Source organism: Streptococcus sp. A69, assembly GCF_058556195.1.
The window spans coordinates 522478-546964 of sequence record NZ_JBZUJU010000001.1 but is presented as its reverse complement, the minus strand read 5'-3'; the positions used below and the strand labels follow the sequence as shown (position 1 = coordinate 546964).

Annotated in this window: 13 protein-coding genes and 3 pseudogenes; 14 read left to right on the top strand and 2 right to left on the bottom strand. The window is 40.3% G+C overall.

Translation table 11 applies throughout. The annotated features are described in order from the left end of the window. The first annotated feature begins 3 nt into the window (after window positions 1-3). From AC4ME5_RS02835 to AC4ME5_RS02770, 14 genes and pseudogenes are all read left to right on the top strand, one after another. Window positions 4-1069: pseudogene (locus AC4ME5_RS02835) on the top strand (ankyrin repeat domain-containing protein). 44 nt (window positions 1070-1113) lie between these two features. Next, window positions 1114-1701 carry an SMI1/KNR4 family protein gene (locus AC4ME5_RS02830; RefSeq protein WP_084873499.1) on the top strand — a complete coding sequence of 196 codons (588 nt, stop codon included), beginning with the start codon at window positions 1114-1116 and terminating at the stop codon, window positions 1699-1701. Continuing rightward, entirely contained in the window at window positions 1698-2447 is a 750-nt protein-coding gene (locus tag AC4ME5_RS02825; RefSeq protein WP_491799789.1) for a hypothetical protein, read from the top strand. The genes AC4ME5_RS02830 and AC4ME5_RS02825 overlap by 4 nt, the downstream gene beginning before the upstream one ends. A gap of 18 nt (window positions 2448-2465) precedes the next feature. Beyond that, window positions 2466-3422, top strand: a complete 957-nt coding sequence (locus AC4ME5_RS02820) for a hypothetical protein (RefSeq protein ID WP_491799787.1) — start codon at window positions 2466-2468, stop codon at window positions 3420-3422. 153 nt (window positions 3423-3575) lie between these two features. After that, window positions 3576-3905 (top strand): hypothetical protein, encoded by a 330-nt coding sequence (locus tag AC4ME5_RS02815; RefSeq protein WP_007521414.1) that lies wholly within the window; start codon window positions 3576-3578, stop codon window positions 3903-3905. Between the two features lie 6 nt (window positions 3906-3911). Then, window positions 3912-4106: a helix-turn-helix transcriptional regulator gene (locus AC4ME5_RS02810; RefSeq protein WP_007521416.1), complete on the top strand. Its 195-nt coding sequence runs from the start codon at window positions 3912-3914 to the stop codon at window positions 4104-4106. Between the two features lie 233 nt (window positions 4107-4339). Beyond that, window positions 4340-6089, top strand: a pseudogene (locus tag AC4ME5_RS02805) (glycoside hydrolase family 13 protein). Between the two features lie 275 nt (window positions 6090-6364). Continuing rightward, window positions 6365-11164 (top strand): annotated as a pseudogene (locus tag AC4ME5_RS02800) (Ig-like domain-containing protein); the annotation flags it as partial. Between the two features lie 245 nt (window positions 11165-11409). Continuing rightward, window positions 11410-12798, top strand: a complete 1389-nt coding sequence (pgdA, locus tag AC4ME5_RS02795) for a peptidoglycan-N-acetylglucosamine deacetylase PgdA (RefSeq protein ID WP_491799785.1) — start codon at window positions 11410-11412, stop codon at window positions 12796-12798. 81 nt (window positions 12799-12879) lie between these two features. Beyond that, window positions 12880-13722, top strand: coding sequence for an aldo/keto reductase (locus AC4ME5_RS02790; protein ID WP_491799783.1), 843 nt, complete (start codon window positions 12880-12882; stop codon window positions 13720-13722). Between the two features lie 289 nt (window positions 13723-14011). Beyond that, on the top strand, window positions 14012-18523 hold the full coding sequence (locus AC4ME5_RS02785; protein ID WP_491799782.1) for a S8 family serine peptidase: 4512 nt from the start codon (window positions 14012-14014) through the stop codon (window positions 18521-18523). A gap of 495 nt (window positions 18524-19018) precedes the next feature. Continuing rightward, the gene (gene glyQ, locus AC4ME5_RS02780; RefSeq protein ID WP_491799780.1) at window positions 19019-19936 is read left to right on the top strand and encodes a glycine--tRNA ligase subunit alpha; all 918 of its coding nucleotides are present in this window, start codon (window positions 19019-19021) and stop codon (window positions 19934-19936) included. Window positions 19937-20196: 260 nt separating this feature from the next. Beyond that, entirely contained in the window at window positions 20197-22233 is a 2037-nt protein-coding gene (gene glyS, locus AC4ME5_RS02775; protein ID WP_491799778.1) for a glycine--tRNA ligase subunit beta, read from the top strand. Window positions 22234-22277: 44 nt separating this feature from the next. Continuing rightward, on the top strand, window positions 22278-22535 hold the full coding sequence (locus AC4ME5_RS02770; RefSeq protein ID WP_000377481.1) for a DUF896 family protein: 258 nt from the start codon (window positions 22278-22280) through the stop codon (window positions 22533-22535). 82 nt (window positions 22536-22617) lie between these two features. Here the strand turns inward: AC4ME5_RS02770 and AC4ME5_RS02765 are convergent, their stop codons facing one another. Together AC4ME5_RS02765 and AC4ME5_RS02760 are read right to left on the bottom strand one after the other, a co-directional pair. Then, window positions 22618-23862: an NAD(P)H-dependent oxidoreductase gene (locus AC4ME5_RS02765; protein WP_220107069.1), complete on the bottom strand. Its 1245-nt coding sequence runs from the start codon at window positions 23860-23862 to the stop codon at window positions 22618-22620. A 17-nt stretch (window positions 23863-23879) separates the two neighbouring features. After that, window positions 23880-24485 carry an NADPH-dependent FMN reductase gene (locus tag AC4ME5_RS02760; protein WP_000915936.1) on the bottom strand — a complete coding sequence of 202 codons (606 nt, stop codon included), beginning with the start codon at window positions 24483-24485 and terminating at the stop codon, window positions 23880-23882. Window positions 24486-24487: the final 2 nt, after the last annotated feature.

Genomic DNA, 24487 nt, shown 5'->3' with positions numbered 1-24487 from the left:
AAAATGGCAAAGAAAAGAGTTACATTACCAAAAGAGTTTAAGGATTTAATGGATGAAGGAAATATTGAAGCCCTTAAAGCAGTCTATGACCGTTGTGAATTAACCGCTCATGATGGAAGATTTAGCTTATGTACACCTCTGCATATGGGAGGAGTCCCGGATGAATTGGTTATCTGGCTTGTAGAAAAGGGCCTAGATATCAATATCCCTGATTATTATGGAGCGACTCCTTTGTATCGTCAGGCAACCATGGGAAGAGAGACTGTAAAACTATTGCTTGAATTGGGGGCAGACATTGGGAAACCCAATACCTATGGCGAGACACCTTTACATGTGGCAGCTGAGTTTTTCCATCCTAAGACAGTCAAATGCTTGCTTGAGAAGGGTGCTAATGTCAATGTAGAGAATGATATGGGAAGAACTCCACTTGCTTCAGTCTTGATGGTCTGCCGGGGAATCTATATTGCCCAAACTGCTGAAATTGCCTCTATGTTATTAGAGGCTGGTGCTAAGAAAACATCTGCTATGAAAGAAAAGGTTGAAAATATTGGCAAGGATTTTGAATTTCATCGGGAAAGTATCCATCCTGACTACATAGAGGCTGCAGATAAAGGCTTAACGAAGCTCTATGAGCTCTTCGATGTCAAGCCTGTAGAAAAACGCATAACTCATGATGGAGTTTCACCGATTAAGCTAGTAGAAGGTTCCTGGGAGGAACAATATGAGGAACTTTGGTCCTTCTTAATCCCTTCGAGTGGGCCAGCCAAAACTGTTCAGGGGGAAGTTATCCGTATACCAGGCAGAGTTCGTGATGAACTGGATCGCAATGGTGGGGCCAACTGGGACAGGGACTATAGAAAAATGCTTCAAGCTCTCCCTCAATACCTGTCTTTAGGAAGCTCTCTTTCAGATCAAGAATTAGAAGAAATCAAGCAAGTCATTGCGCAAATCCACAGCAAAGAGAATGATGATGAAGCAAGTCTGGACCGCCTCTGCCAATTGGCTATTGCTTGGATTAAGCAAAATCCTGGACCCCTTCTCCTAGAAAAAAACAAGTTATAAGCGTTAAAAAGCATTGGAAGACAGATAAAATAAAGAAATCATGGTGAAATGATGCAACTAATTGACCAAGTTAAAAAAATAGAAACTTATATTTGTGAGTGTTTTGAAGACTGGGATTTGGATGATCCTGTAGAGGAAGGATATCTGGAAGATTATCAGGGCATTTCTGGTGCTTCTGAGGAAGAGCTTCAAGGCTTTGAGGAAATATTTGACATTCGTCTACCTAGTGACTTCAAAGAGCTTTATAGCTATAAAAATGGGAGTAAATACTTCTCTATTTTACCTTGTGTAATTGACCAGAGAGATTTAACTTTTTCTCTCATGAGTCTACAGGAAATTGAGACTTGTAAAAAGTACTTTCAAAATAGAGATGCTCTGTTAACCGAATTTCCCGACTATTTTTCTAGTCAAGACCTAGAAAACATGCATGATAATAGAATTAAGCCTTATCTTTTTAATAAAAAATGGCTTCCTTTTGCTCAGTATTATGACTCTTGTTATCTTATGCTGGATTTTGATCCAGACCAGGAGGGTCAGGAAGGTCAGGTTATTTGCTACATCCATGATCCTGACCAGGTGATCTATGCGGCTGAAAGCCTTACAAATCTGATTGAAGGGATAATGGATGAGATCATATGAATGGACAAATGTACCAAATAGCCTGTATCGTGGCAGCAGCTAGGAAGGCTTTAAAAACTGATCAGGCAATCTTGTATCATCCTGACCAATATATCAATAAGATTTGCTTTCAAATTTTGCCGTCAAAAAATGGGGAAGCTACAGAACTTTCTGTATCTGATTGGTTTGAAAATCTTAAGGAAAAAGGTTTGAAGGACTTACAATTATTTTGTCCTATTTCAGTTGAAGACAGAGGTATTTTAGGCTTCTCCAATACAACACAGAGTTCAATTCTCTGTTTTTATAAAGATGGGAAGGCAGGTTATTTCCTACCAAATTGGAAATCTGCTTCCGCAGGTAGGGGCTGGGATGTTACCTACACCGAGTATGAATGGGAAAGGTCTTCTCAAGACATTCCCCACTATGAAAATAATATCGAAGAATTTAAGGACATATTGACTCGTATAGAAAATCTAGCAATTAAAATTGAATGTGACAACTTTGCCAAAGTCTTTCAATCTGCTAGAAACTTTTTGCTAGACCCAGAATCTGGTAAAGGACTGGCAGAACCTCAAATTCCACTGCAACATCTAAGCATATTTAGAGCTGCAAGCTCAGCGGATGTTTTTGGAGGAATGGGCTCCTGGAATGATGAACCTGGATGGCTGGCACAAGATAAGGGACTGGGTCAAGTATACGATGAACTTTCAGATCAATTGCTAAGAAATATTAGATCAGCCATTCTATTTACCATCAACGAGTGGTGATGGATTAGGAGAGAGAAAATGGGGAAGTTAAAGTTAAGTCTATTGAATAAATGGGAGCTTGACAAGGATTACAGTATTGTTCTAAGCTCAGCCATGCTACATGATGGTCGAGCCGTGGTCTTAACCAGTGAGAAGGAAGCTTTCAATCGCTACTGTCTACTAGAAGTATCTCCTTTGGGAGTGAAGGAGATAGATGCTTGGGATTGTGACCATGCTTGCAAGGAAGAGCCTCTAGTCTTTACAGATGGACAAAATATTGGCATCATCAAGGCTGGCAAGGAAATGGTCTATTATACTGGTGATTTTTCTAATCCAGAAATCATTGCCATAAAGGATCCGCAAAGTATACTTCCTAAAAAGGCACAAGAGAGATATTTTCAAATCGTATCAGATAGCGACCAGATACCCGTGTGTTTTGAAAATCAAGTTTATACAAATCAGGCAAGAAACTTTGCCCTTTTAGAATTTGATCGAGAGAAAAAGCAGGCGAAGTGGACCACTTATTCGCATATTGATAAAAAAGAGTTAAATCACCACGACACGAACTCAAGTTTTTGTCCTAAAATCGATAGTATGAAATCTTGGAAGCAAGAGCTCTATGCCTTTAGCTCTGGAGAAAGTCAAACCTCTGTCAATAAATGGGGCATGGACTATTATGCTCTTGTTAAAATCTCTAATGATGGTCGTATTATCGAAAAGTTATTAGAATCTGAACATTTAAAGGCTTTAGGTAAAAAAGCTGGTGTCAATGGAATTTTTACGGATTCGCCTTATATTATCCTGAGCCCCCTACTTAAGAATGATGATTGGAAGGGCAAGCAAAAGCTATTTTCTCTGGCAACGAGAGAATTGTGCGATATAGCCTTGCCTAGAGGAATGAGTAAACACAAGCTTCAAAATATAACAGACAACTTTTGTTTAACCTTCCTGTACGACAGAGGATTAAAAGAACTTGCCCTTTGTCGGATTGACTAGGCTGTGAGGCTGAGTTAGTAATATTCTTAGAATAGATAAAGAAAATAAAAAACCAAAAAATGTTAAAACATCTTGACATTTTAGCGATTTAGAGTATAATAAAAAATGTAAAGGGCTCTTAACATTATTTTGACAGATTGGAGGAACAGGACCATGAGAAAAATGGATGAAATGGACAGAGCGATTCAGCTACGTTCTGAGGAGTGGGGATATAAAACGGCTCTATTTGGCTTATGTGGATGGACAGTATTTAATATCTATCAATCTATTACAAAAGGCATTGAACTTGAAATGTTACCATGTCTGATTTTATGTTTATCTATTTCTGTTCAAGGATATGCACAAACTGCCATAAAACAGAAAATGATTGACGGTGATGAAGATTTTAAAGAACCAAATAAACTTGTTCAAGGAGTAATTTTGATGGTTGTTATCATTATCGTAGTTTTAGCGATTGGCATTTATTGTTTTCAGAAAGACTAATGCTGTATGAAAAATAATATCAAACAGTTAAGAAAGTCTGAAGGACTACGTCAGGAAGATATGGCAAAAATATTAGGCGTTAGTCGACAAACCATTATTGCAATTGAGAATGACAAGTACAATCCTACACTTGAACTAGCAATGAAGATTGCAAGGTTACTACGACTACATGTTGAAGAAATTTTCGTTTTAGACGATTAAAGATATCAGATAGCATTTATTTTAATCATCTGCTCCGTAATGATGAGAGAGTTTTCCAGTTCATGGAAACTCTCTTTTTAAAGCTCAAAAAGAGTCTACTCAATTTTACCCTTGTCCATCTTATATCTCTATCGTAAAACTAGTATAAAATTTGCAAATAAACAGCTAAAATAATATACTAGTTCTATTATTTATGAAAACGTTTTCGTTTTATTAATTTTAGGAGACAAATGATGGAATTAACAGCCATCTATCATAGACCAGAATCCGAGTATGCTTATCTTTACAAAGAAGGTCAGCTACATATCCGAATTAGAACCAAGAAAAATGATGTCCAGCAGGTTATCTTGCATTATGGAGATCCCTTTATTTCATTGAGGATAAGTATGAAGCTAAGAAAGAAATGACCAAAGTAACCTCAGATGTCCTATTTGATTATTGGCAGGTTACGGACTCTGTTGATTTTGCACGCATTCAGTATCTCTTTGAGCTCCTTGATAAAGAAGGTCAAGGTGTTTATTACGGTGATAAGGGTTGTGTAGAGCATACTCAGGAAAACTCGGATGCTGAAGGAAATGGTTTCAAGCTTCCTTATATTCACGAAATCGACGGCTGTCAGGTTCCTAGCTGGGTTTCAAATACCGTTTGGTATCATATTTTCCCAGAACGCTTTGCTAATGGAAATCCTAATTTGACTCTGAGTGGAGCTCGAGAGTGGGATGTTGCCATTGCACCTAATAGGAATGACTTTTTTGGTGGAGATTTACAAGGGATCATCGACCATTTAGACTATCTTAAAGATTTGGGAATCACTGGACTTTACCTATGTCCGATTTTTGAAGCAACAACTAATCACAAGTACGATACAACGGATTATTTTGAAATTGACCGTCACTTTGGGGATAAGGAGGTCTTTGCTAATCTAGTCGAGGAAGCCCACAAACGTAGTATCAAGATTATGCTAGATGCTGTTTTCAATCATATCGGCTACCAGTCTGCCCAATGGCAGGATGTTCTAAAGAACGGAGAAAAATCACCTTATAAAGATTGGTTCCATATCCAGGAATTTCCAGTTACTGAGGATAAACTTAAGAATCCAAGAGAACTCTCTTATTATATCTTTGCCTTTGCTCTAGCTATATGCCTAAGTTGAATACAGCTAATCCGGAGGTTAGGGACTATCTCCTCAGTGTTGCCACTTACTGGATTGAGAATTTTGATATTGATGCTTGGCGCTTGGATGTAGCCAATGAAATCGACCATCAATTCTGGAGAGAATTTAGAAAGGCAGTTCTAGCTAAAAAGCCTGATTTGTATATTTTAGGTGAAATCTGGCATACTTCTCAGCCTTGGCTGCAAGGAGATGAGTTCCATGCGGTCATGAACTACCCGCTATCTGAAAGTATCAAGGATTATTTCTTGCGTCAGCGTAAAAAGACTGAGCAGTTTATTTCAGAAATCAATAGCCAGTCTATGTACTATAAGCAACAAATCTCAGAGGTTATGTTTAATCTTCTGGATTCTCATGATACAGATCGTATTCTTACAACTGCCAAAGGAAATATCCAACACGTCAAGGTAGCTCTAACTTTCCTCTACCTTCAAAAAGGGACTCCTTGTATCTATTACGGAACAGAGCTGGCACTAATAGGTAGACCAGACCCAGATTGCCGTCGTGTCATGCCTTGGGACCGTGTTTCTGAAGACAATGATATGCTGAATTTTATGAAAGAGTTGATTCAAGTCCGTAAGAAAGTGGCAAGTATTATCCAGCATGGTACATATAGTTTGAAAGAATTGAAACCAGATGTTTTATCCTTGAAGTGGAACTACCAAGGGAAAGAAGTTCAAGCCATCTTTAATCAGTCTACAGAGAATTTTATCTTAGACAGAAATTCAGTTGATTTAGCGAGTCATTGCCAGTTTGAAGATGGACAGCAAGTCATCTTGCCAGATGGTTTTGTAGTTTATATGCTAGACTAGCATGGTTCATTTGGGTATTATGCCATATCAGTGAAAAATAATTTAGAAGGTTGTTTCTGTAAAGGAGCGCCCTTTTATTTTGTTTATGATTTAGCAATTCTGTCATAGAATACCTCAATACAGTTTTTTGTATCCATAATTTTCTACTAATTTTAGTAATCATAGTCTGATGTATGCTTTTTTCGATAAACTATTGATGTATCTATTGGAATTGTATAAAATATGAATGAAGATGATGACTCATGAAAATAAAAAGCAAGGATGGGCGGTATATATTGATTGATAATCGAGTAAGAGAATTCAACCAAAACTGGCATTTTAAGCTCAATGTCAATGCTAAAGATGCTATCAAACCTGATGCTGATGTATCAACATGGCAAAAATTGGATCTTCCACATGACTGGAGTATCTTTAACGATTTTGACCATCAGTCACCTGCCCAAAACGAGGGTGGACAGCTCAATGGGGGTGAAGCTTGGTATCGTAAGACCTTTAAACTTGATGAAAAAGATCTCAAGAAGAATGTTCGTTTGACCTTTGATGGTGTCTACATGGATTCTCAAGTCTATGTCAATGGCCAGTTAGTGGGACATTATCCAAATGGTTATAACCAGTTCTCATACGATATCACAAAGTATCTTCACAAAGATGGTCGTGAGAATGTGATTGCTGTCCATGCAGTCAACAAACAACCAAGTAGCCGTTGGTACTCAGGTAGCGGTATTTACCGCGATGTGACCTTGCAAGTGACAGATAAGGTTCATGTTGAAAAAAATGGTACAACCATCTTAACGCCAAAACTAGAACAACAGCAACACGGCAAGGTTGAAACGCATGTGACCAGCAAAATCGTCAATACAGACGATAAAGACCATGACCTTGTAGCAGAGTATCAAATCGTTGAACGTGGTGGTCAAGCAGTGACTGGATTGGTTCGTACGGCGAGTCGTACCTTGAAAGCACATGAATCAACAAGTCTGGATGCTATTTTAGAAGTGGAACAACCAAAACTATGGACAGTTTTAAATGACAAACCAGCCTTGTACGAATTGATTACGCGTGTTTACCGTGATGGTCAGTTGGTGGATGCTAAGAAGGATTTATTTGGTTACCGTTACTATCACTGGACTCCAAATGAAGGCTTCTCTTTAAATGGTGAACGCATTAAATTCCATGGTGTTTCCTTGCACCATGACCACGGAGCGCTTGGAGCAGAAGAAAACTATAAGGCAGAATACCGTCGTCTCAAACAAATGAAGGAGATGGGCGTTAACGCCATCCGTACAACTCATAACCCTGCAAGTCCACAGACCTTTCAAATCGCAGCAGAACTTGGTTTGCTCGTTCAGGAAGAGGCCTTTGATACGTGGTATGGTGGTAAGAAACCTTATGACTACGGACGTTTCTTTGAAAAAGATGCTACTCACCCTGAAGCAAGAAAAGGTGAAAAATGGTCTGATTACGATCTTCGAACAATGGTAGAAAGAGATAAAAACAATCCTGCTGTTGTTATGTGGTCTATTGGTAACGAAATCGGTGAAGCAGATGGGAAAGCCCATTCACTAGCAACTGTAAAACGTCTAGTCAAGGTTATCAAGAATGTTGATAAGACTCGCTATGTTACCATGGGAGCTGATAAATTCCGTTTCGGAGATGGAACTGGAGATCATGAAAAGATTGCAGATGAACTGGATGCAGTTGGATTGAATTACTCTGAAGAAAATTATCAAACTCTTCATGCGAAACACCCTAAATGGCTCATTTATGGTTCAGAAACATCTTCAGCAACCCGTACACGTGGTAGCTATTATCGCCCTGAACGTGAATTGAAACATAGTAACGGACCTGAGCGTAATTACGAACAGTCTGACTATGGAAATGACCGTGTTGGTTGGGGTAAAACTGCTACAGCATCATGGACTTTCGATAGAGACAATGCTGGCTATGCTGGACAATTCATTTGGACTGGTACGGATTATATTGGTGAACCAACACCATGGCACAATCAAAATAGTACACCGGTAAAAAGTTCCTACTTTGGTATTGTTGATACCGCTGGTATTCCAAAAAATGACTATTATCTATACCAAAGTCAGTGGGTTCCTGCTAAGAAAAAACCAATGGTTCATTTACTTCCTCACTGGAACTGGGAAAAGACTGAATTAGCAGACAATGTTGCAGATGCTGAAAATCGAATCCCAGTTCGCGCTTATTCAAACGCTGCAAGTGTAGAATTGTTCTTGAATGGAAAATCTCTTGGAGTTAAGACCTTCAACAAAAAACAAACCAGCAATGGACGGACTTACCAAGAAGGTGCTAATGCTAATGAACTTTATCTTGAATGGAAAGTTGCTTACCAACCAGGTACTTTAGAAGCAGTAGCTCGTGATGAAGCTGGAAAAGAAATCGCACGTGACAAGATTACCACTGCAGGAAAACCAGCAGGTGTTCGTCTTATCAAGGAAGACCATGCAATCGCAGCAGATGGAAAAGACTTGACCTACATCTACTACGAAATCGTAGACAGTGAAGGAAATGTGGTACCAACTGCCAATAATTTGGTTCGTTTCCAATTGCATGGACAAGGTCAACTGGTCGGTGTTGATAATGGGGAACAAGCCAGCCGTGAACGTTACAAGGCGCAACCAGACGGTTCTTGGATCCGCAGAGCCTTTAACGGTAAAGGTGTTGCCATTGTCAAATCAACTGAACAAGCAGGTAAATTCACACTAACAGCCCATTCAGATCTCTTGAAATCTGGTCAAGTAACTGTCTTTACTGGTAAAAAAGAAGACCAAGAAAAGACAGTTCTCGGAACAGAGGTGCCAAAAGTACAGACAGTTATCGGAGATACTCCAGAAATGCCTACTACTGTTCCATTCGTATACAGTGATGGCAGTCGTGAAAAACGTCCAGTAACTTGGTCTTCAGTTGATGTGAGCCAAGCAGGAGTTGTGACTGTTAAAGGTATGGCAGACGGACGTGAAGTTGAGGCCCGTGTCGAAATTCTAGCAATTGCGAAAGAACTACCTACTGTAAAACGTGTTGCTCCAGGAACAGACTTGAGTGCTGTTGATAAATATGTTTCTATCGCTGTAACGGATGGAAGCGTTCAAGAATACGAAGTTGATAAGTGGGAGATTGCGGAAGCAGATAAAGCTAAACTGTCAGTTGCAGGATCACGTATTCAAATGACTGGCCAACTGGGTGGTGAGACTATTCACGCTACCCTTGTAGTAGAAGAAGGTGAGGCTGCGGCACCTGCAGTACCAACTGTAACGGTTGGTGATGAAGCGGTCACAGGACTTACTAGTCAAAAACCAATGCAATACCGAACTCTTGCTTATGGTGCCCAATTGCCAGAAGTCGTAGCCAGTGCTGAAAATGCGGATGTTACCGTAGTCCAAGCAAGTGTAGCAAACGGCATGCGTGCAAGCATCTATGTTCAACCAAAAGATGGTGGCCCTCTTCAAACCTATGCAATTCAATTCCTTGAAGAAGCACCGAAAATTGACCATTTGAGCCTACAAGTAGAGCAAGCTGACGATCTCAAAGAAGACAAGACAGTAAAATTGTCGGTTCGTGCTCATTATCAAGACGGAACACAAGCAGTTTTACCAGCTGATAAAGTAAGCTTCTCTACAAGTGGTGAAGGTGAAGCCGCAGTTCGTAAAGGAATGCTTGAGTTACATAAGCCAGGAACAGTCACTCTCAAAGCAGAATATGAGGGGACTACAGGTCAAATCGATCTTACGATCCAGGCTAATACTGAGACGAAGGTTGCGCAATCTATCCGTCCAGTAAATGTAGTCACAGATTTGCATCAGGAACCAAGTCTTCCAGTAACAGTAACAGTTGAGTATGACAAAGGTTTCCCTAAAGCCCACAAAGTCACTTGGCAAGCCATTCCAAAAGAAAAACTCGATCACTATCAAACCTTTGAAGTTCTAGGTAAAGTTGAAGGAATTGATCTTGAAGCGCGTGCTAAAGTATCTGTAGAAGGTATCGTTTCAGTTGAAGAAGTTAGTGTGACAACCCAAATCGCAGAAGCACCGCAATTACCAGAAAGCGTTCGTACCTATGATTCAAATGGTCACGTTTCATCAGATAAGGTTACTTGGGATACGATTCGTCCAGAGCAATACGCCAAGGAAGGTGTCTTTACAGTTAATGGTCACCTAGAAGGTACGCAATTAACAACTAAACTCCATGTTCGCGTTTCTGCTAAAACAGAGCAAGGAGCAAATATTTCTGACCAATGGACAGGTTCAGAATTGCCACTTGCCTTTGCTTCAGACTCAAATCCAACTGATCCTGTTTCAAACGTCAACGATAAATTGATTTCCTTTAATGACCGCCCAGCTAACCGTTGGACAAACTGGAACCGTACTAATCCAGAAGCTTCAGTTGGTGTCCTATTCGGAGATTCAGGTATTTTGAGCAAACGCTCTGTTGATAACTTAAGTGTCGGATTCCACGAAGACCACGGAGTTGGTGTACCGAAGTCTTATGTGATTGAATATTATGTCGGTAAGACTGTTCCAATAGCTCCTAAAAATCCTAGCTTTGTAGCCAATGAAGACCATGTATTTAACGATCCAGCTAACTGGAAACCTGTTACAAATCTAAAATCCCCTGCTCAACTCAAGGCTGGAGAAATGAATCACTTTAGCTTTGATAAAGTTGAAACCTATGCTATTCGCATTCGCATGGTTAAAGCAGACAATAAACTTGGAACGTCTATCACAGAAGTACAAATCTTTGCGAAACAAGTTGCGCCAGCTAAACAAGGACAGACAAGAATCCAAGTTGACGGTAAAGACTTGGCAAACTTCAATCCTGATTTGACAGACTACTACCTTGAGTCTGTAGATGGAAAAGTTCCTGCAGTAACAGCAAGTGTTAGCAACAATGGTCTCGCGACAGTTGTTCCAAGCGTTCGTGAAGGTGAGCCGGTTCGTGTCATCGCTAAAGCTGAAAATGGCGACATCTTAGGTGAATACCGTCTACACTTCACAAACGATAAAGACCTACTCTCTCGTAAACCTCTTGCTGCGGTTAAACAAGCTCGTTTGTGATAAGATGTGTATAGGTCATTTATGTTAGTTCCTTTCAGACAAATGTGGTGTTTATCTGAGCCTAACATAGATGGCTTTTTCTGTCTAGCTTAATTTTACAAATTGGGATAATTAATCAATAAGATTCTTGCTGCTGATTATCGTGTTACTTTTCATTATAGAATCTTAGGGAACTTTCTAAAAAGAAGTCAGAATTCTTGTTTATCATTGAAATAATAGCTTTGATTTGATATGATGGAAATATGAAGAAAAATATGAACCGTGTTTCTCACGATAAAAAGAGAAGGTTATTGCTTTCCTTTGTTGGGATCTTAGGAATCACTATGATTCTTTTAGGAAGTGCCATTGGCTACAAGGTTCTACAAAAGCAATCTTATGAACAAAAAATTGAAGCGTTAAAAAGCGAAAAGGACCAGCAATTCAACTCAGGTAGTCAGAAGGACCATTTCCGAAAAGGGCAAGCTGAGGTGATTGCCTACTACCCTCTGCAAGGAGAGGAAGTCATTGCGTCTATTAGAGAAAAAATCAACCAGGATATCAAAGAAAAACTAGAAGATAAGGAGGATTTGGTCTTTTATTATACTGAGCAGCTGGATCCCGTCCTAAAGGGAGTTGTTGCTCGTAATATCAGTAAGCAAGTCTACGATTTGTCTGCATCTAAGGTTGAAGAAAAAGAAAAGACTTCTTTAGGAAAAATTTTCTTGACTGAAGATGGGAAAGATTTTGACCTCAGCAAACTCTTCAAAGATGCAAGCAAGGCTAAGGAACTCTTACTGAGTCAGGTCAAATCAACTCTAGAAGATAAGAAACTTAACCAGGAAAAAATTGATCAAGTTGTAAAAAACTTCACAGATCAGGACTTATCATCTTGGAGTTTTGATTATAAAGATAGTCAAATCATCCTTTATCCTGCTAATTCTGAAGAGACTGTTGAAGAAATTGCTTTACCAATATCCAGTTTCTTTGATGTCATTGAGTCCTCTTATCTATTAGAAAAGGATGCTGAACTTTACCAAACATACTTTGCTAAGAAAAATAAAAAAGTTGTAGCCTTGACCTTTGATGATGGTCCAAATCCGACTACAACTCCACAAGCTTTGGATACCTTGGCTAAGTACGGTGTAAAGGCAACCTTCTTTGTACTTGGAAAAAACATAGCAGGAAATGAAAATCTTCTGAAACGAATGAAATCGGAAGGCCATATTGTGGGAAATCATAGCTGGGATCATCCTGTCCTTTCTAAATTATCCCTCGAAGATGCTAAAAAGCAAATCACTGATACAGAAGATTTGTTAACTCAAGTTTTAGGATCAAGCTCTAAACTCATGCGCCCACCTTATGGTGCCATCACTGATGATATTCGAAATAGTCTTGATTTGAGTTTTATCATGTGGGATGTGGATAGTTTAGACTGGAAGAGTAAGAATGAAGCTGCTATTTTGACAGAAATTCAACACCAAGTTCGTAATGGTTCTATCATTCTCATGCACGATATCCATGGTCCTTCTGTTAATTCTCTACCAAGTGTCATTGAGTATCTAAAGAGTGAAGGGTATACATTTGTGACCGTTCCTGAATTGCTCAATTCTCGCTTGAAGGCTCACGAGATCTATTACGACCGTGATCAATAATTGTTAAAATCTAAAGGAGCAAGTGTACTGTTAATCAGGAATTTGTTTCTTTAGATTTTCTTCACATAGAAAGGAAAAACGATGAAATCATATACCCTTAATAATGGAGTTTCCATTCCTGTACTAGGATTTGGAACATGGAAAGCTGAAAATGGAGAGGTAGCCTACCAAGCCGTTTTAGAAGCCTTAAAGGCTGGTTATCGACATATCGATACTGCAGCTATCTATAAAAATGAGGAAAGTGTTGGTCGCGCTATTCGAGATAGCGGTATTACTCGCCAAGAAATCTTTGTAACGACCAAACTCTGGAATACCAATCACAGCTATGAAGAAGCTTGCCAAGCTTTTGAACAATCAATGGAAAAGCTGGGATTAGACTATCTAGATTTGTACCTGATCCATTGGCCAAATCCAAAACCACTAAGAGAAAATGACACATGGAAAGCTCGCAATGCCGATGTCTGGAGAGCGATGGAGGACCTGTACCAAGAAGGTAAAATCCGTGCTATCGGAGTTAGTAATTTCCTTCCCAAGCATTTGGATGCTTTGCTTGAAACAGCAAGAATCATTCCAGCGGTTAATCAGGTACGCTTGGCACCAGGAGTTTATCAAGAGGAAGTGGTTGACTACTGTAGAGAGAAAGGCATTCTCCTAGAGGCCTGGGGACCTTTTGGGCAAGGAGAGTTGTTTGACAAGAAAGAAGTCCAAGAAATTGCTGCGAAGCATGGGAAATCAGTGGCTCAAATTGCCTTGGCTTGGAGTTTGGCAGAAGATTTCTTGCCTCTACCTAAGTCCGTAACAGCTTCTCGCATTCAGAGCAATCTTGACTGTTTTGGAATTGAACTCAGCAAAGACGAGCGAGAAGTCTTAAAGACTATCTCAGTAGCTTCGGGCGCACCTCGTGTGGATGAGATGGATTTTTAGTTTGTGAAATCTATTTATACCGAAATAAAGAAGACTAGGAATTTTTAATCCTAGTCTTTTTGTGTATAAAAAATCTAAATTATTTGTATAATAAAATAGTTTTATAAATTGAAATAAATGAACAAGTTTAGAAAATATTGCTTTAATAGAACAAATAACACGAACGATAAAACTAAATAAGAACATTACATACGCAGATATTACATTTTTGTGACAATTCAGATTTTTATGAAAATTTTTGATTATTTGCGTTATAATAGGTATACTTTAAAGAAAAAGGAGATTATTTATGGATAGACGACAACGTTTTTCATTACGGAAATACAAATTTGGTCTTGCTTCAGTTTTATTGGGAACTGCTTTGGTTTTTGGAGCAAGTCAAGTTAATGCCAATGAGCAGAGTACAGGTAAAAATCAAGCCCAAACTCAGGCCATCAAGACAGAGATAAAAGATGATAAACACTCAAGCTCTTCGACTGACCTAACTACCACTAATGGGATAGCACCAGTAGCTGGAGAGAGACAGGAAGTTGAAACTTCTAAAGAGGATATTAGCAAACAAGATGCTAGGGTAGAAGCCCCAGTTGATAAAACTGCCGAAGTCCAAGAATCAGGAAAAGATAGCGCAGTTGCAAATGAAGAAAATCAAGGTGTCGTCCAAAAAGAAACAACAGTCGATACGACTACTGCGCCTGCCACTGAGAAGGCCTCTACCATAGAGAAAAAAGAGACTCAAGCAACGACAGCTCCTAAAACTACTGGAGAAACAACAACCACTGAAAAAGAACAAGAAAAAACTGAGTCTGCAAAACCAAATAGTCTTTCAAGCAATGATATCATCACAGTACCGAAAACTTGGAAGGCTGGTTACAAGGGGACAGGGACCGTTGTTGCCATAATTGACTCTGGGCTTGATTTGAATCATGAGGTTCTTCGAATTTCGGATCCGTCAAAAGCAAAATTTAAAAACAGGGAAGCCATCGAAGCAGCTAAAAAGGCTGCTGGAATCGACTACGGTAAATGGTATAGCGATAAGGTTGTCTATGCCTATGACTACTTTGACGGAACAGATAAGATCAAAGAAGCAGAAAGAACTTCTCATGGGATGCACGTAACAGGGATTGCAGCTGGAAACCCTGATAAAGAAGCACCGAATGGTGAAAAGGTCTATGGTGTTGCACCAGAAGCCCAAGTCATGTTTATGCGTGTCTTTTCAGATCGCCAAAAGACGACCAGTTCGGCTCTTTATGTAAAGGCGATTGATGACGCGGTTGCCTTGGGAGCAGATGCCATAAATATGAGTTTGGGTTCTAGTACAGGTTCTATGGTGGATGCTGGTTCTGATATCGTGGATGCCATCAAACGGGCTCGTGCCAAGGGAGTTTCTGTTCTTATCTCAGCAGGAAATAGTAATACATTCGGAAATGGTTATTCAAAACCACTAGCTGAAAACCCAGACTATGGCTTGGTTGGAAATCCATCCACTGTGGAGGATTCGATTTCAGTTGCTTCTGTCAACAATAAAACATTGACAACAGCCGTTTTTGAAGTTAAAGGTCTAGAGGGAAATGCCGGCCTTCATAACGGAAAATTTGATTATAATCAACCTGAAGCAGATAAGGACTTTGAAAAAGGAAAAGAGTACGAATACGTCGAAGCAGGCTTAGGTCGTGAAGAAGACTTTGCGAAGTTGGATTTAACTGGGAAACTTGCCCTCATTCAGCGTGGAGCCATGAACTTTTCAGAGAAGATCAAAAATGCACGAAAACACGGTGCAGTTGGTGCTTTGATCTACAATAATGTAGAAGGTGCAAACATCAATATGTCTATTGATGATGAAGCAAAGAAAATTCCTTCTGTATTTATTTCTAAACAGTATGGTGAAGCCTTAAAATCAGGAAAATATAAGATTGTTTTTAATGACAAGATGGATAATCGCCCTTCTGATGTAGCCAATCAGTTATCTGACTTTTCAAGTTGGGGAGTGACTACTGATGGACAATTGAAACCAGACGTGACAGCTCCTGGCGGCAATATCTACTCATCCTTTAATGACAATACCTATGGTAGTATCAGCGGAACCAGTATGGCGGCTCCTCACGTTACGGGTGTTGCAGTTCTGGTTAAGGAATACCTTCAAAAACACCATCCAGAATTGACTCCTGAGCAAGTATCAGAGACTGTCAAGGCCTTGATCATGTCAACTGCAAAACTACACGTTAATAAGGATACAGGCACTTATACCTCTCCTCGTCAGCAAGGTTCTGGTATTGTGGATACAGCTGCTGCAGTGTCAACAGACCTCTATGTAACGGGTGAAAATGGTTATCCAAGTGTGACTTTGGGAAATGTTGGAGATCAATTTACTTTCAAGGTCACTGTACACAATATTTCAGATACTGACCGTACTCTCAAGATGGTGGTGAATACCAATACAGACGAAGTTCAAGATGGAAAATTCACCCTTCGACCTCGAAAATTAACAGAGACAGTCTGGCCTGAAGTGACGGTCAAAGCCCACAGCAGTCAAACAGTCACTGTTAAAGTAGATGCTCGAAAATTTGCTGCTGAACTCAGCAAACAAATGCCAAATGGCTATTTCCTTGAAGGTTTTGTTCGCTTTGTAGATCCAGCAGATGATGGGGATATTGTGAGTCTTGCATTTATGGGCTTCCGAGGAGAATTCCAAAATCTCCCTGCTGTTGAAAAACCAATTTACAATCTTGTCCGAGAAGGGAAAAATGGATTTTACACGGAAGTAGACAAGGAAAATCCTGCCGTTAACTACTCTAATGATGCTACCTATCTCGCAACCTTGCAAAATGACCTTCTAGTGTCTAAAGGTCAACGCCAAGGACGCCGAATTACTGTTCTTGGGATTGAACAAAATGCTGAAGGTAAGCATGTTCTTCAGTTGGACGAAAAAGGGAATGTCCGTATTGCCATTTCTCCAAATGATGATGGAAACAAAGACCTAGTTGAATACAAAACGGTTGCTTTGAGAAATCTTGTAAATCTTCGTGCAACAGTTTATGCGGCTACGGATACTAAGCATGAACATCCTGTTTGGGAGGGCGATGCAAAGGATCTCCGTAAAAATTATTTTGATGGTGACAGTAGAAATCTGAAGAGTTATATTCTAGATAATACTGCTTGGAGAGGTCAGGATTTTGATGGCAATACCGTTGCGGATGGTTTATATGACTATGTTATCAGTTATACACCAGACGTTCCAGGAGCCAAAGAACAATACACGACCTTCAAAATTCAAATTGATACTCAAAAACCTGTCATCACAAGTGGTTATATTCGCTTTAAAGATGGAAATCAAGAATTCGTAGCTCGAAAACCAAAAGATGTCGGTCAAGGTGGTATCCTTTCAGAAAAAGTCTTCTATATCACACCATTTGACCAGAAAGGGACCATGGTTCTAACTGGGAAAGACCAGTCTGGAACTCGTGCGCTTGAAAACACCCATCTGATTAAGGCCAATGCTGATGGTAGTTATACACTTCCTAAGGATGTTGACAAGGCTAATATTTACTATCTTGTAGAGGACTATGCAGGAAATGTAGACTATATCTCACTTGCTGAACTTGTCCGCGATCAAAATAGTGGTCGAGTGAAAATTGCCTTGAAGGATGCAAAAACAAACCAGGATATTGATACCCTCTACGTCTATCGAATCAAAAATAGCAAGGGGCAATATGTTGATGTTGACAAGACAAAAGCGATTCATTTCTTACAGTTTGGTCATTATACAGCAGAAATTTTCAGTTATGACCGAACAGAATTAAAATTTATCAGTGCCTTGTCCCAAGAGTTCGACTTGACGGAAGAAAATAGTTTCCAAACCATTACCTTCCTAGCAAATCTCCTAGAATATGCACCTGTGTCTGTTTCCTTCAATCGAGCAGTTCCAAAGACGACTACAGTAGTTTTGAAAGGAGAAGATGGGACTAGTATAACTCTTCCTGCTGAAAAATACGGTCAATACGCCTTTGGTAAGAAAGTTGCTACAGGTCGTTATACTGTACAAGTCACCTTGCCAACTGGATATGAACTCCTTGAAGATCTTGTTTCCTTGCTCGTTCAGCCCGGTAGAAATAATACTTTGCGCCTATCTGTTGTGTCTAAGTTGGCCTTGCTTGCCTTGGTAAATCAACAAAAAGAACTGGTAGAAACATCTCGTTACTTTAATAGTAGTGCGGATAAGAAAAGAGCTTATGATCAAGCTTTCCAAGTGGCACAGTCAGCCTTGTCAAGCAAGTTGAAGCAAGAATTGATTGATGGAGTTCTCGCTAGTCTTGAAGCTGCTGGTAAGGCTTTGGATGGAAAAGATTCGAATGTTGCAGCTTTGAAAGAAGCCATGAAAGCTTACTATGCAACGACTAAAACTGGAAGATATGCTAATGCCAAGGAAAAAGTACGTCGAGCTTATGATCGTGCCTTCCAAGAAATTGCCTTACTAGCTGTAGATCCTAAAGTCAAACAGGATCAAATTGACCAATCTCTCATTGCCCTAGCGACGGCTAAAAGTAAGCTGAATGGCAAAGCTACTGACTTCTCTAGTCTGAAGAAACTGGTCAAAGATGAACGTCTTTTCCAAGAAAAAAATGCGAGATTTATTTACGCAGATAAGAAAGAAAAAGCTGCTTATCTTCTAGCCTTTAAAGAAGCTCAGGAACTCTTGAATGATCCAGGAGCGAGCCAAGAAGATGTTAAAGATGCCATTACAGCATTGAAACATGCCAAGCGAAATCTACATGGCAAAAAACCAAAAGCAAGAAGACACCCTTAAACAGGAGTTTCTGAAGCTTTACTGATAAATGAGTCTGGAACTTTGTTTTCAGACTCATTTTTGGTTTACACTAGCTAGAAAATCTGCTATAATACTAGCTAGGAAAGAAAGTCTTATGGCGTTCTTCAAGCGAGCTTGGGACAGTGGGAGCCAAGTAGAACAAGCTAAGAAACTGGCGCTTTCTGTCGTATTTTTTAAAAAAAATGAAGTAATAAATTAGGGTGGAACCGCGTTTCTGACGCCCCTGGGTCACAGACTTAGGAGCAAAGACACGGTTCTTTTTGTATCCAAAGTCATAAGAATTTATAAAAAAGGAGTAAATAATGTCTAAAAAATTGACTTTCCACTGCGTCAGTGGCAGAGACCTCCTTACAGTCGGACTGCCCCACGCTCAGCACTAGGGTGCTGAGCTAGATGCAGTACTAACTCGTCTTGCCTCGTATGATCGACAAGGCAGACTCGTGTCGCAAGTAATTTATAAAAAAGGAGTAAACAATGTCTAAAAAATTGACTTTCCAGGAAATCATCCTTACTTTGCAACATTTTTGGAATGACCAAGGTTGTATGCTTATGCAGGCTTATGATAATGAAAAAGGTGCGGGGACAATGAGTCCTTACACTTTCCTTCGTGCTATTGGGCCTGAGCCATGGAATGCGGCTTATGTAGAGCCATCACGTCGTCCTGCTGACGGTCGTTACGGGGAAAACCCTAACCGTCTATATCAACACCATCAATTCCAAGTGGTCATGAAGCCATCTCCATCAAATATCCAGGAACTTTACCTTGAGTCTTTGGAAAAATTGGGAATCAATCCATTGGAACACGATATCCGCTTCGTTGAAGATAACTGGGAAAATCCATCGACTGGTTCAGCTGGTCTCGGTTGGGAAGTTTGGCTTGATGGGATGGAAATCACTCAGTTCACTTATTTCCAACAAGTCGGTGGATTGGCAACTGGCCCTGTGACTGCGGAAGTTACCTATGGTTTGGAGCGTTTGGCTTCTTACATCCAAGAAGTGGACTCTGTCTATGATATCGAGTGGGCTGATGGTGTAAAATACGGAGAAATCTTTATCCAGCCTGAGTACGAGCACTCAAAATATTCATTTGAAATTTCGGATCAAGAAATGTTGCTTGAAAACTTTGATAAGTTTGAAAAGGAAGCTGGTCGTGCCTTGGAAGAGGGCTTGGTTCACCCTGCCTATGACTATGTTCTCAAATGTTCACATACCTTTAACCTGCTTGATGCGCGTGGTGCTGTATCCGTAACCGAGCGCGCTGGCTATATCGCTCGTATCCGTAACTTGGCCCGTGTCGTAGCTAAAACTTTTGTCGCAGAACGCAAACGCCTAGGCTACCCACTTTTAGATGAAGCAACACGAGCTAAACTCTTAGCAGAAGACGCAGAATAGTAAGTGATACTGTGCCTAAAGATCGTTAAAGGCAAGTCGAAGACTTGCTAGAGAGATATGCACCGCCGTACTGTTATGTGGGGATTTTTGAAACCTTGGGTTCAAAAATCAGTCAGCTAAATCCACTTTGATGAGACTGTTGGAAATCTTAGTTTATTTGGTATAAGATTTCCTTACAGACTCACAAAAGTTAGTTAGCGACGTCCCCAGTACATAAGGTGCATATCAAAAAAGATTGAAGAAAATGTAAAGGAAAAAACATGACAAAAAACTTATTAGTAGAACTCGGTCTTGAAGAGTTACCAGCCTACGTAGTAACTCCAAGCGAAAAACAACTAGGTGAAAAAATGGCAGCCTTCCTCAAGGAAAACCGCCTGTCTTTTGAAGCCATTCAAACCTTCTCAACACCACGTCGTTTGGCTGTTCGTGTGACTGGGCTTGCAGACAAGCAATCTGATTTGACAGAAGATTTCAAGGGACCAGCAAAGAAAATCGCCTTGGATAGTGATGGAAACTTCACCAAAGCAGCCCAAGGATTTGTCCGTGGAAAAGGCTTGACGGTTGAAGATATTGAATTCCGTGAAATCAAGGGTGAAGAATATGTCTATGTTACCAAGGAAGAAGTGGGGCAACCAGTTGAATCCATTGTTCCAGGTGTTGTAGACGTCTTGAAGTCACTGACTTTCCCTGTCAGCATGCACTGGGCTAACAATACTTTTGAATATATCCGCCCTGTACACACTTTGACAGTTCTCTTGGACGAGCAAGAGTTTGACTTGGATTTCCTTGATATCAAGGGCGATCGTGTAAGTCGCGGTCATCGTTTCTTGGGACAAGAAACCAAGATTCAGTCAGCATTGAGCTATGAAGAAGACCTTCGTGCACAGTTTGTAATCGCGGATCCACGTGAACGTGAGCAAATGATTGTTGACCAAATCAAGGCAATCGAAACTGAACATGGTGTACGTATCGAAATTGATGCTGACTTACTGAACGAAGTCTTGAACTTGGTTGAATACCCAACTGCCTTTATGGGAAGTTTTGATGCAAAATACCTTGAAGTTCCAGAAGAAGTTTTGGTGACTTCGATGAAGGAGCACCAACGTTACTTCGTTGTTCGTGATCAAGACGGTAAACTCTTACCAAACTTCATTTCAGTCCGTAACGGAAATGCAGAGCATTTGGAAAATGTCATCAAGGGAAATGAAAAAGTCTTAGTTGCCCGCTTGGAAGACGGTGAATTCTTCTGGCGTGAAGACCAAAAATTGGTCATTTCAGATCTTGTTGAAAAATTGAACCATGTGACCTTCCATGAAAAGATTGGTTCCCTTCGTGAACACATGATTCGTACAGGTCAGATTGCCGTCCTTTTGGCGGAAAAAGCTGGTTTATCAGTGGATGAAACGATTGATCTTGCCCGCGCAGCATCCATTTACAAGTTTGACTTGTTGACAGGGATGGTTGGTGAGTTTGATGAACTCCAAGGAATTATGGGTGAGAAATATGCCCTCCTTGCTGGTGAAACTCCAGCAGTTGCGGCTGCCATTCGTGAACACTACATGCCTACATCAGCGGACGGAGCTCTCCCAGAGAGCAAGATTGGAGCCATTCTAGCCATTGCAGACAAATTGGATACGATTTTGAGTTTCTTCTCAGTAGCCTTGATTCCTTCAGGTTCTAATGACCCTTATGCCCTTCGTCGTGCGACGCAAGGTGTAGTTCGTATCTTGGATGCCTTTGGTTGGCACATTGCTATGGATGAGCTGATTGATAGCCTTTATAATTTGAAATTCGACAGCTTAACTTATGAAAATAAAGAGGAGGTCATGGACTTTATCAAGGCTCGTGTCGATAAGATGATGGGTTCAACTCCAAAAGACATCAAGGAAGCAGTCCTTGCAAGTTCGAACTTTGTCGTGGCGGATATGTTGGAAGCAGCAAGTGCTCTCGTCGAAGCAAGCAAGGAAGAAAACTTCAAACCGTCTGTAGAATCTCTTTCACGTGCTTTCAACTTAGCTGAGAAAGCGGAAGGATCTGAAACAGTTGACCCTGCTCTCTTTGAAAATGAAGAAGAGAAAGCCTTGGCGGAATCAGTAGAGTCACTCATTTTATCAGGGACTGCAAGTCAGCAATTAGAACAACTTTTTGCGCTTAGTCCAGTTATTGATGCTTTCTTTGAGAATACTATGGTAATGACCGATGATCAAGATATTCGTCAAAATCGATTGGCCATCTTGTCGCAATTAACCAAGAAAGCAGCTAAGCTTGCACGCTTTAACCAAATCAATACCAAGTAGATTCTCTATTAAACGAACTGTATCTTTTTACAAAGGAGATAAACATGGATTCAAAAAAAATCGCTCGTATCAACGAGCTCGCTAAAAAGAAAAAAACAGAAGGCTTAACTTCTGCTGAAAAAGTGGAACAAGCTAAACTTCGTGAGGAATATATCGAAGGCTATCGTCGTGCTGTTCGTCACCATATTGAAGGAATTAAGATTGTTGATGAAGAGGGAAATGATGTAACGCCAGAAAAACTACGCCAAGTGCAACGTGAAAAAGGTTTACACGGTCGCAGTTTAGATGATCCTAACTCATAAAATGAAAGGGGGCTGTAGATGATTTACAAGCCCTTTTTCTGTTGTAATAAAAAAAGGAGCCCAATGGCTCCTTTTTGGTTTCTTAGTTGCTTGCGCCAGAAGTAGCGTCTGCGCCACCACCGTGGCCTCCAGCATCACCTGAATCAGAAGCGCCAGAAGTAGCATCAGCATTTCCATGTCCTCCAGCAGCAGGAGCAAATGGTCCGTTACCGCCTACCAAACGTTGACCCGTTTCTTTTAGGTACCAGTCAAGCCATGGTTGGAAGTTAAAGACAATTTCATTGATACCAGCGTATGATCCGTCAGGATAGTACATTGCTTGGTAGTTGTGAGTGTTGATGACACCTGCAGGAGAACCTGGAACGATCGTACGGACGTATTCTTGGTTTCCGTTGCGAAGTGTTCCGATAACCCACTCTACATTCTTCATACGTGCTGGTGGAAGAGAGTTATGGACAGTCGACATACGGTTACCTGATTGAGGTGGTACACGTTTGGCAAACATGGTGTCTGGATCTTGGTGAGCGTTGTTGTAGTAGAGGAATTGGTTGTTATCGTCAGCGTATGTCAATTCAAATGGCATAGCTTTCAAGAACATATCAATTTGGTTAACTGTCAAGATACCGTGGTCCAATTTGACATAGGTATCACCAGAAACAGCTCCAGTGATTGCAGCAACTTTTTCTACCCATTCTGGATCGTCAGGATCAACTTCTGTGATGGTTGTAGCGATTGGTTTTCCACAATCCAAGTCTTCTGGTTCAATTGGTTTTGGTTTTTTCAATTTTGAAACGACTCCTACGTATTTTACAAAGTTATCTAAGCAAGTTTCAAGGAATTTAACAGTTCCTTCGTTGGTGATATTTCCGTCGTTATCAAAAGCTTCCTTAGCTTTACCAAGAAGGAATTCGTTACCTGGAAGCGTGTAGGCATTAACACCTGGAGCGTCAAGGATTTTACGAAGGTGAACTTGGGCACGTGATGTTCCTTGGTCGTAGTATGATGCTCCCACAATCATAACAGGCTTGTTTTCAAATGGATGAACTTCGTATGAAAGCCATTCAAGTACAGATTTGAGTGAAGCTGAGATAGTGTGGTTGTGCTCAGGAGTAGCGATAATGACACCATCAGCACGTGTAATCTTGTTATACAAGAAACGCAATTGGAAGCTTTCGTCCCATTTTTCGTCTTGGTTAAACATTGGAACTTCGTCAATTTCAAGAACTTCTAATTCAAATTTGAATTTGAAATTGCGACGAATAAATTCCAAGAGTTTGCGGTTATATGATTGATCGTAGTTTGATCCAACAAGTCCAACAAATTTCATTCTTTCGGTCTCCTATCTTACAAATTTTCCCAGTCAAATTCTTCTGCATCTTTGCGAAGCAATTCTTGTGCGTTGCGCAATTTTTCAGTAATTTTCACGAAGATACGGAAGTCATCAAAAATGGCATCCAATTTCTTGATGACATCAAGGTCAACCAAGTCACCACTTGGGTTAAATGCTTGAAGAGAGTGTGAGAGCAAGAATTCATCTGGTAGAACATTTGCCTTAATTTCAGGAGCGTTCAAGATTTGACGAAGCTGCAATTGGGCACGAGATGAACCAAGTGTACCATAGGAAGCACCAGTGATCATGATTGGTTTGTTCAAAAGTGGGTAGATACCGTAAGATAGCCAAGCAAGAGCGCTCATCAAAACCGCAGGGATAGAGTGGTCGTACTCAGGAGTACCGACAATCACACCGTCAGATGCTTCAATTTTAGCAGCAATTTCAAGAATTTCATCTGGAAGTTGCTTATCTGCTGGCTTGTTGAAAACAGGGATATCCTTGATTTCAACGAGTTCAATTTCAGCTTTATCAGCAAAGTGTTTTTGCATGTATTGGAGCAATTGGCGATTTGTAGAACGTTTAGAGTTCGTTCCAACAATGGCAATAAGTTTTAGCATGA